Below are 8,822 nucleotides of genomic sequence, written 5' to 3'. Positions count from 1 at the left end.
CGCGTCGAACACGACGCCTGTGCTTGTTCTGCGTTTCGACGCCGACAACGCGAAATCGCTCAAACGCATCCAGGACGTATTCCGTGCGCAGCTGTTGGCACTCGACCCGTCCCTGCCGCTGCCGTTCTAGCGTTCGGGAGCGTTGTGCGCGCGGGAGGAGCGGTGACGGGCGCGCGACGACCGTTCCGCTTCGGCGCTACTGTTCCTTGTTGCGCTCGGCCAGCTTGGCTTTGAGCTCGCGATAGCGGATCTTTTCATCCCTGAAGCCGGCAATCGCGGTTTCGCGGTCGACCTGACGGCGCGCGACGGCGAGGCGTTGCTCGTCGACCTGCTTGCGCATTTTCGCCAATTGCCTGATCTGATCCTCCGGCACGTCCTTCTTGGCGCGCTCATCTTCTGCTGCGCGGCCGAGGAGATCGGCAAGGATCTGCTCCTGGCTGCGAAGGCTGATCTGCGCGGCGACAATCTGCTGATCGAGCACGTCAAGTTTTTGGCGCTGAGTGCGCTCCAGGTCCGCCTCTTCCGGATAGCCGGAGATCAGCACTTCATCGGCGCGCGAGCGGGAGTCGGCCTCGTTTTTCTCGCCTTGCGCCACTTGTGCGGCGGCCTTCGCTTCCTTGAGTTCCGACGCAGTCATCGCCCTGTCGACGCGTTTGACGACGATTCCCTGCGCGCTGATGATCTCGTAGCCGAATTTCGCAGCTTCCGGCGGGAGGGCGTCGCTGTAATGGAGAGCGCCCGCGCCATCACGCCACTTGTAGCGGTTGCGTGTACCCGAGTCGGCGCTCCACGCATCGGACACGGTCGCGATCACGAGCACGGCAATCAGGGAATGGGGCAGTGCACGACGAAGCATGGCGGGTTTCTCCTTGGCCGAGTATAGGGGAGCCGGAAGTTCTTGCGCTGAGGCTTTCCTCACACGCCGTAGCGGTCCCGATAGATGGACAGGGATTCGCGATGCGCGGCGAGATCGGGTCGGTTGGCCGTGTAGGCGAGCAGGTCGGTCAGGCGAGCGATTGCGTAGCAGGGCACTCCATGGTCGGCGGCCAGTTCCTGGGTGGCGGACAAGGCGCCTTGTCCACGTTCCTCGCGGTCGAGCGCGATCAACACGCCCGCCGGCGTCGCCCCGGCGTTTCGGATCAACTCGATCGACTCGCGGATCGCGGTGCCGGCCGTGATGACGTCATCGACGATCAGCACGCGTCCGGCGAGAGGTGCGCCGACGAGGAGTCCGCCTTCGCCATGATGCTTTGCCTCTTTGCGATTGTAGGCGAATGGCAGGTCGCGCCGATGACGTTCGGCAAGTGCTGTCGCGGTGATCGCCGCAAGCACGATCCCCTTGTAGGCGGGCCCGAACAGCATGTCGTAGCCGACATCGATGCGCGCTGCAGCGTCGGCGTATGCATGCGCGACTGTGGCAAGCGCGGCCCCGGAATCGAACAGCCCCGCGTTGAAGAAATAGGGGCTGACCCGACCCGACTTGAGGGTGAATTCCCCAAAGCGCAACACGTTTCGGGCGAGGGCCAGGTCGAGAAAGGCGCGCTGTGAATCAAGCATTCGGGTTGAGCCTGCACGTGGGGGCGCTAGCGTGACGCTTTTTCGCCCCGCATCGCAAATCCGCCCGATTGACGCTTCGACAACGCGCCGACCCGCGTTAAGCTTCAACGACCATTCTTATAGCGTCCCTCATGCGCATCATCAGCTTCAATGCCAACGGCATCCGCTCGGCAGCGACGAAAGGGTTCTTTGACTGGCTCAAGACCCAGAAGGCCGACGTGGTCTGCCTGCAGGAGACCAAGGCGCAGGAAGCACAGCTCACCGACGCGGCATTCCGGCCGGATGGGCATCACTGCTTCTATCGCGACGCAATCACCAAGAAGGGATACAGCGGCGTGGCGATCTACTCGCGTCGCGAACCGGACGAGGTCCGCACGTCGCTCGGTTGGCCGCCATTCGACGACGAAGGTCGTTACATCGAAGCCCGCTATGGAAACCTGAGCGTCGTGTCGTTCTACATTCCGTCCGGTTCGTCGGGCGAGCAACGCCAGGGTTTCAAGTTCGAGGCGATGGAGTGGTTGCGTCCCACGCTCGACCAATGGCTCGCCAGTGGACGCGACTACGTGCTGTGCGGCGACTGGAATATCGTCCGCAGTCGGCTCGACATCCGCAACTGGAGTTCGAACCAGAAGAATTCCGGTTGCCTCCCGGCGGAGCGCGACTGGCTCAATGGCCTCTGCGCGGACGAGCAGGGCTGGGTCGACAGTTATCGCACGCTCCACCCCGACGGCGAGGACTACACCTGGTGGAGCAATCGCGGCGCCGCACGCGCCAACAATGTCGGCTGGCGCATCGACTATCAGCTCGTCACGCCGTCACTGCGGAAGAAACTGAAGGCCTGTGCGATCCACGCGACGCCGCGATTCTCCGACCACGCGCCGTACGTCGTTGACTACACCTGATCCCGATGCGGTGATCGCACCGCCTCGTTCCGCCACCGCTGCGGGCAAACCGTCAGTTTGGCGGGCGTTTGCGCAGCCGTCCGCGCGAACGATGTTCATGTTCGGATTTTCCTCCGGCCTGCCGTTTTTGCTCGTTGCCGGAACACTGGCCTACTGGCTCAAGGAGAACGGCATCGTGTTGAAGGACATCACGATGATCGCGAGCGCAGGCATGACCTATGCTCTCAAGTTCCTGTGGGCTCCGTTGCTCGACCACTGGCAGCCGCCTGGATTCGAACGCCTCGGTCGTCGGAGAGGGTGGCTGCTGCTGTCGCAGCTGGGCGTTGTCGCGGGGTTGCTGGTGATGGCGTCGACGACGCCCGCCCATCTGACGATGTTTGTCGCAGCGACGCTGGCGGTCGCTTTCTTCGGCGCAACGCAGGACATCGCCGTCGATGCCTATCGGATCGAAATTGCCCCGGCGGAAGACCAGGGTGCGCTCGTGGCGACCTATTCGCTCGGGTACCGGATTGCGCTGATTCTCGCCGGCGCGCTGGCTCTGATCCTTGCCGATCACATCGCATGGAGCTGGGTGTATGTGCTGATGGCGATGGCGATGGGCCTGCCGATCGCAGCCAACCTGCTCGCGAGCGAGCCCTCGACCCATCGCCCGCCGTCTCCGCCGTGGAGACGGGCAATGCGCGAAGGCATCGTGGATCCCTTCGCCGACTTCCTGCGCCGGTACGGCTGGCATGTTGCGGGTGTGACGCTGCTCTTCATTCTCCTGTTCAAGATTCCGGAGCAGGCGCTGGTCGGGGGCGTGATGAGTCCGTTCTACCTCGACATGCAGTTCAGCAAGTCGCAGGTCGGTGCGATCACGAAAATCTACGGCGTATGGATCGGGATCGCAGGTGTCTTCATTGGCGGTGCCGCTGTTGCGCGGTGTGGTGCGTGGCGAACGCTGTCCGCGACGATTGTCCTGTGCGGATGCAGCAACCTGCTGTACCTGTGGCTGATCGCGAATCCCGGCAACGTGCTGGTGCTCACCGCGGTGATCTCTTGCGAAAACCTGACGCTCGGGATGCTCGGGCCGCCAACGGTCGCGTTCCTCTCGTCCCTGGTCAATCGGCAGCACACCGCAACGCAATACGCGCTACTGAGTTCCCTGGTGAATCTTCCGGGAAAGCTGCTCGGGTTCTTCGCAGGCGGGATCGCCGCAGCGACGGGCTACGGAACGTATTTCGTGATCACGACGTTGGCAGTGCTGCCGTCCGTGGTGCTGATCGCTTACCTCTGGCGGCGCTTCGATCGCCCGCGCATCGTGACGGCCGACAGCCCCTGAAGCGCGTGCCCAGCGCATGGCTGGCCATGGGACACTGTGCGGACCCAACCCTGCTGGAAAGCGGATGGACATTGTCATTCACAACGTCGACGACGCGATTCGCGAGAGGCTCGACCAAGTCGCCAACGAACTCGGCTGGCAGACCGACGAGGTCGTCGAGCAGGCTCTGCGTTATGCATTGGGCCTGAGTGGCGAAAGCCTGGTGCGGCGTGAACGGCGCGATATCGCACGGCTTCGCGGCGTGTGGAATTCCGACGAGACCGCGATGTTCGACGATGCGCTGGACGCGTTCGAACGACTTGACGGGCGCCCGCTGTTCAGCGACGCAGAGGGTGCTGGAAAAGGATCACCGGCAACCACGGCGCGACGAAAGCTCGGCTGAGCGTCTCAACGCATGCCCGAGTGGATGGTCCCGAGCACTCGGGGCCCGCGCGCGCCGGTCACGGACGGAAGATTGCCCGGCTCGTTCCGCATGCGCGCCTGCGCGAGCCAGGCGAAGCCAACCGCTTCGACAAAGTCAGGATCGAGTCCGAGCGCGGCCGTCGTCGCAACGCGAAGGCCGGAAAGTTCGACCTTCAACGCATCCATCAACGCCGTATTGTGCACGCCGCCGCCGCAGGCGAACACTTCGCGCGTCGATTGGCCATGCCGACGCAGCGCATCGGCAATCGTGCGTGCGCTCAAGGCGAGCAGCGTGGCTTGCACGTCAGCGGGCTGCAGGCCTGACGGCATCCGTTTGTGCAGCCACTCCAGATGGAAGACTTCGCGACCCGTGCTCTTGGGCGGCGGCGCATGGAAATACGAATCGTCGAGAAGTTCGGCGAGAAGCGATTCGACCACGCGCCCGCTTCGACTCCAGGCGCCGTCCTCGTCGCGTGTCGCCCCGAGGTGCGAGGCCGCCCAGGCATCGAGCAGACAGTTGGCAGGCCCCGTGTCGAAACCAAGCACGTCGTGTCCAGGCGACAACAAGGTCAGGTTGGCAATCCCGCCCAGATTGAGAATGGCTCGCGGAAGCTCAGGATCTGCGAAGACGGCCGCGTGCAGGGCCGGGAGCAAGGGCGCGCCCTGTCCACCGGCAGCGATGTCCGCGCGGCGGAAGTCGCCGACGGTGACGACGCCCGTGCGTTCGGCAATCACGTTTGGATCGCCGATCTGCAGAGTGAACGGATGCGCGCCTGTCGGCCGGTGGCACACTGTCTGCCCATGCGAACCGATGGCCGCGATCGATCTCGCGTCCACTCCGGCCGTTCTCATCACGCACAGCGCGGCGGTCGCAAAGCACTCCCCAATCGCGACGTCCAGGTGACCGTAGTCGTCGAGGGAAATCGATGCATGTCCCTTGGCCAGATCGAGCAGTCGCTCGCGCAGGTCTGCAGGGTACGGCGACGTGTTGGTCGCCAGGACTTCCAGATGCGGCTCGAATCGTACGATTGCCGCGTCGATGCCGTCCGCACTGGTGCCCGAGATCAGCCCCAGCCACAGCCCGGGCACACCGCGCTCAGTTGCCGGCGCGGGCAAGACGGGTGTTGGAGTCGACAAGCTTGAGGCGCGCGAGCAGCGGCGCGTTCGCCTTGCGGAACTGCGCGAGTTGCGTCGCGGGTAGCGGCTCCGGCTTCGGCAAGGTGACACTGAGCGGATCTCGATGGACGCCGTCGATCTGGAACTCGTAGTGCAGATGCGGACCCGTGGCGAGACCCGTCATTCCGACGAAGCCGATGGTTTCGCCCTGTTTGACGTGCTGGCCGATCTGTTCCCCGCCAAACCGCGACATGTGTCCGTAAGCGGTGCTGATGTGACTGTTGTGTTGCAGGACCACGAAATTTCCGTAGCCGGATTTCCAGCCGCGAAAGACCACTTTGCCATCACCGGCCGCGCGAATCGGCGTGCCGGTCGGCGCGGCATAGTCGACGCCTTTGTGCGCGCGCATGTAGCCGAGGATCGGGTGCATGCGGCCGGTCGAGAAGGTCGAGGAAATTCGCGTGAATTCAACCGGCGTGCGCAGGAACGACTTGCGCAGCGGACGACCTTCTTCGGTGTAGAACATCGTCTCGCCTTCCGCGTTGGTGTAGCGGATCGCGGTGTAGCGCTTTCCCTGGTTGATGAAGGTGGCCGCGATGATGTCGCCATCGCGCAGATGCTCACCCTCGCGATACACGTCGTCGTACACCACGCTGAAACTGTCGCCTTCGCGCAGGTCCTGTGCGAAGTCGATGTCGTAGCCGAATGCGTTTGCCAGCTTGAGCACCATTGCATCGGTCAGACCCGCCTGCTCGCCCGCATAGAACAGCGAACGCGTGACGACGCCATGTGCAACATTGGTACGACGCTCGACTGATCGCTCGACCGTCGACTCCGTGACGTCGCCCGCACCGAAGTGCAGGACGACCCGGGTCGCATCGCCGCGTTCGAAGCGCATCGCTGTGAGCGTTCCGCTCGCGTCCATCGCAAATGCAAACTCCTGTCCCGGTCGGATGCGTCGCAGCGCCGATGCGTCGCCCTGGGAGTCCAGCGCGCGCTGGAGTTCGGTGGCGCCAAGACCTTGTTCGTGGAAAATGTCCGATAGCGACTGGCCCGCGCGCACGGTGACGACGTGCCAATCCGGTTCTGCATTGTCGAGTCCGTACGCGCCAATCGTCGGATCGGCCTCGGCGCCCGGAGGGAGTTGCGGGAGGTCCAGCGCCATCGTTGTATACGGGGTCGGCACCGGATCATGTCGAGTCGCGCTCGCCCAGGTGGGAATCACGATGCCGACGAGTGCGGTCAACAACAGCGCCACGCCACCGAGAACCCAGTGTTCCGCCCGCCAGCTGATTGGCGAGGTCGTGACGTTCTGGATGAACGTCCAACCGGACACGCGCGTATAGAAGCGGAAATGCCTGCGCTGCGTATGACGCCGGATCGCCAGGCGACGGGCTTTGTGGCGCGCGGAGATGGGATCGTTCTGCGGATTGGGCACAGGTCGCATTCCAGTGAATCGCCGGGTACCATAAATGTGTTTCGCAACCCCCGTCAACGCCAATGGCGTCAATGACTTGCGACCCATCGTTCGCTAACGAATTATTAACTGCCGCGACCTGTTTCAGGCGCCTCCTTCACGTGGCCGAATGACGATCCCCAGTGGCGGGTCGGCGGCCACTCTTCGGGAAACTCGATGACGGATACCAATAGTGCGCTCGACCTGATCGGTCGCGGCGCGGACGAGATCATCAAGCGTGAAGAGCTCAAAGCGCGACTTGAGCTCGGTCGGCCGCTTCGGATCAAGGCAGGTTTCGACCCGACTGCGCCGGATCTGCATCTCGGGCACACCGTCCTGCTGAACAAGATGCGTCAGTTCCAGGACCTCGGGCATCAGGTGATCTTTCTCATTGGAGATTTCACCGGAATGATCGGCGACCCGACCGGAAAGAACGTCACGCGCAAGCCGTTGACCCGCGAGGATGTCGAGGCGAACGCGAAGACCTATGCGGAGCAGGTGTTCAAGGTTCTCGACCCGGTCCGAACCGAAGTGCGCTTCAACTCCGAATGGTTCGGCAAGATGACAGCCGCGGACATGATCCGGCTGGCGGCGCGGCACACGGTCGCGCGCATGCTCGAGCGTGACGATTTTTCGAAGCGGTATGCAGCGCAGCAGCCGATCGCGATCCACGAGTTTCTCTACCCGCTCGTGCAGGGGTACGACTCGGTCGCATTGCGGGCCGACGTCGAACTCGGCGGAACCGACCAGAAATTCAACCTGTTGATGGGACGCGCGCTTCAGGAAGAGTCGGGCCAGCCCCCGCAGGTGGTTCTGACGATGCCGCTGCTGGAGGGGCTCGACGGTGTGCAGAAGATGTCCAAGTCGCTCGGGAACTACATCGGCATCAATGAGCCTGCGATCGACATCGTCAACAAGACGATGAAGATCAGCGACGACCTCATGTGGCGCTGGTACGAGCTGCTGAGCCTCGATCGGTCGTCTTCGGACATTGTCGGCTTGAAGGCAGACGTGGCGACCGGTGCTCTGCATCCGCGGGATGCCAAAACAGCGCTCGCACGCGAGATTGCGGCCCGATTCCATGGCACGGCAGACGCAGAGCACGCGATCGGACAATGGACCGCGCTCGTGCGGGAACAGCGGGTCGATGTCGACTTGCCGCTACTCCACATACCGGTCCCTTCGGATGGGATTCGTGTCGCGCCGCTGTTCGTTGCCGCGAAGTTGGCGTCCAGCAACTCCGAAGTCACCCGCAAGATGGCCGAACGGGCTCTGCGTGTCGATGGGGAAGTTGTCGAAGACCGCGAGCGCATTTTCCAGGCAGGCGGAGAGCACTTGCTGCAGATCGGCAAACGGGCATTTGCCCGCGTGCATCTGAGCACCGGATGAGAGCGCGCGATCATTCCGGCACGCTGACTTCGCCGACGATAAAAAAAGCGAGCGAAAGGCTTGACGAATCACAATTTCGCTGTACGATTCGCGGCCCTTCATTGAGAGGCCTGAACGGTCGATCAACGGTGGGGCAGCCCTCCCGGGTGGCAGTTCTCCCAAGTGCAAAATAATCGCACGGCAGGGGTTGACGGATTCGGGATCGGATGTAAGATGCGCCCCCCTTCGACGGGATGCTCGAAAGAGCAAAACGACGAAGCCGACACCCACGAAAATCCGGGTATCGGGAAGCGAAAAAAATCGCTTCAGGGTGTTGACGGAAACGAAATTCGATGTAAGATGCGCGGCTCCCTTGAACGAAATGTCTTGGGACGCGAGGCCAACAAAGCCTCGCAAGTCGATGATCTTTGACAGTGTGCGCAGGTAACTTGTGTGGACGCCTTGTGGTGGATGAAAGTCCATCGATACAAGTGCGTTCCAAGCAAAACGTAATAAGCAGAAATGTTTTAACGCCAGCTTGGTTCACACTCTAAAGTTTGACGGAAAGGCCTCGGCCTGGAAGTCTGCAATTTCAACTGAAGAGTTTGATCCTGGCTCAGAGTGAACGCTGGCGGCAGGCCTAACACATGCAAGTCGAGCGGCAGCACAGCAGTAGCAATACTGTGGGTGGCGAGCGGCG

Annotated in this window: 8 protein-coding genes, 1 rRNA gene and 1 pseudogene; 6 read left to right on the top strand and 4 right to left on the bottom strand. The window is 62.7% G+C overall.

Translation table 11 applies throughout. From position 1 onward, the window contains the following. Positions 1 to 130, top strand: a pseudogene (locus tag ABIV12_RS01270) (phosphomannomutase/phosphoglucomutase); the annotation flags it as partial. A gap of 66 nt (positions 131 to 196) precedes the next feature. On the opposite strand, the gene ABIV12_RS01265 reads toward ABIV12_RS01270, so the two are convergent. Continuing rightward, the gene (locus tag ABIV12_RS01265) at positions 197 to 637 is read right to left on the bottom strand and encodes a hypothetical protein (RefSeq protein WP_348055418.1); all 441 of its coding nucleotides are present in this window, start codon (positions 635 to 637) and stop codon (positions 197 to 199) included. A 278-nt stretch (positions 638 to 915) separates the two neighbouring features. Next, positions 916 to 1,557, bottom strand: a complete 642-nt coding sequence (pyrE, locus tag ABIV12_RS01260; RefSeq protein ID WP_348055416.1) for an orotate phosphoribosyltransferase — start codon at positions 1,555 to 1,557, stop codon at positions 916 to 918. A 131-nt stretch (positions 1,558 to 1,688) separates the two neighbouring features. On the opposite strand from pyrE, the gene ABIV12_RS01255 reads away from it, so the two are divergent. From ABIV12_RS01255 to ABIV12_RS01245, 3 genes are all read left to right on the top strand, one after another. Beyond that, positions 1,689 to 2,459, top strand: a complete 771-nt coding sequence (locus ABIV12_RS01255) for an exodeoxyribonuclease III (protein WP_348055414.1) — start codon at positions 1,689 to 1,691, stop codon at positions 2,457 to 2,459. Between the two features lie 97 nt (positions 2,460 to 2,556). Continuing rightward, positions 2,557 to 3,780 (top strand): MFS transporter, encoded by a 1,224-nt coding sequence (locus ABIV12_RS01250; protein ID WP_348055413.1) that lies wholly within the window; start codon positions 2,557 to 2,559, stop codon positions 3,778 to 3,780. A gap of 64 nt (positions 3,781 to 3,844) precedes the next feature. Further along, positions 3,845 to 4,162 carry a hypothetical protein gene (locus tag ABIV12_RS01245; protein WP_348055411.1) on the top strand — a complete coding sequence of 106 codons (318 nt, stop codon included), beginning with the start codon at positions 3,845 to 3,847 and terminating at the stop codon, positions 4,160 to 4,162. A 5-nt stretch (positions 4,163 to 4,167) separates the two neighbouring features. On the opposite strand, the gene ABIV12_RS01240 is transcribed toward ABIV12_RS01245, so the two are convergent. Then, positions 4,168 to 5,271 (bottom strand): anhydro-N-acetylmuramic acid kinase, encoded by a 1,104-nt coding sequence (locus ABIV12_RS01240; RefSeq protein ID WP_348055409.1) that lies wholly within the window; start codon positions 5,269 to 5,271, stop codon positions 4,168 to 4,170. 7 nt (positions 5,272 to 5,278) lie between these two features. After that, positions 5,279 to 6,736: a peptidoglycan DD-metalloendopeptidase family protein gene (locus ABIV12_RS01235; protein ID WP_348055407.1), complete on the bottom strand. Its 1,458-nt coding sequence runs from the start codon at positions 6,734 to 6,736 to the stop codon at positions 5,279 to 5,281. A gap of 195 nt (positions 6,737 to 6,931) precedes the next feature. Between ABIV12_RS01235 and tyrS the strand changes: the two genes are divergently transcribed. Beyond that, positions 6,932 to 8,143 carry a tyrosine--tRNA ligase gene (gene tyrS, locus ABIV12_RS01230; protein WP_348055405.1) on the top strand — a complete coding sequence of 404 codons (1,212 nt, stop codon included), beginning with the start codon at positions 6,932 to 6,934 and terminating at the stop codon, positions 8,141 to 8,143. 572 nt (positions 8,144 to 8,715) lie between these two features. Beyond that, positions 8,716 to 8,822 (top strand): 16S ribosomal RNA (locus tag ABIV12_RS01225); the annotation flags it as partial.

This window comes from Dokdonella sp. (assembly GCF_039926425.1).
Classification (GTDB): Bacteria; Pseudomonadota; Gammaproteobacteria; order Xanthomonadales; family Rhodanobacteraceae; genus Dokdonella_A.
The sequence above is the reverse complement of the archived record's forward strand: the minus strand, read 5'-3'. Positions and strand labels throughout refer to the sequence as shown.

Excerpts from the sequence above, each read along its gene's own strand:
- ABIV12_RS01265 (WP_348055418.1), bottom strand. The coding sequence starts at position 637 with ATGACTGCGTCGGAACTCAAGGAAGCGAAGGCCGCCGCACAAGTGGCG.
- pyrE (WP_348055416.1), bottom strand. The coding sequence starts at position 1,557 with ATGCTTGATTCACAGCGCGCCTTTCTCGACCTGGCCCTCGCCCGAAAC.
- ABIV12_RS01255 (WP_348055414.1), top strand. The coding sequence starts at position 1,689 with ATGCGCATCATCAGCTTCAATGCCAACGGCATCCGCTCGGCAGCGACG.
- ABIV12_RS01250 (WP_348055413.1), top strand. The coding sequence starts at position 2,557 with ATGTTCGGATTTTCCTCCGGCCTGCCGTTTTTGCTCGTTGCCGGAACA.
- ABIV12_RS01245 (WP_348055411.1), top strand. The coding sequence starts at position 3,845 with ATGGACATTGTCATTCACAACGTCGACGACGCGATTCGCGAGAGGCTC.
- tyrS (WP_348055405.1), top strand. The coding sequence starts at position 6,932 with ATGACGGATACCAATAGTGCGCTCGACCTGATCGGTCGCGGCGCGGAC.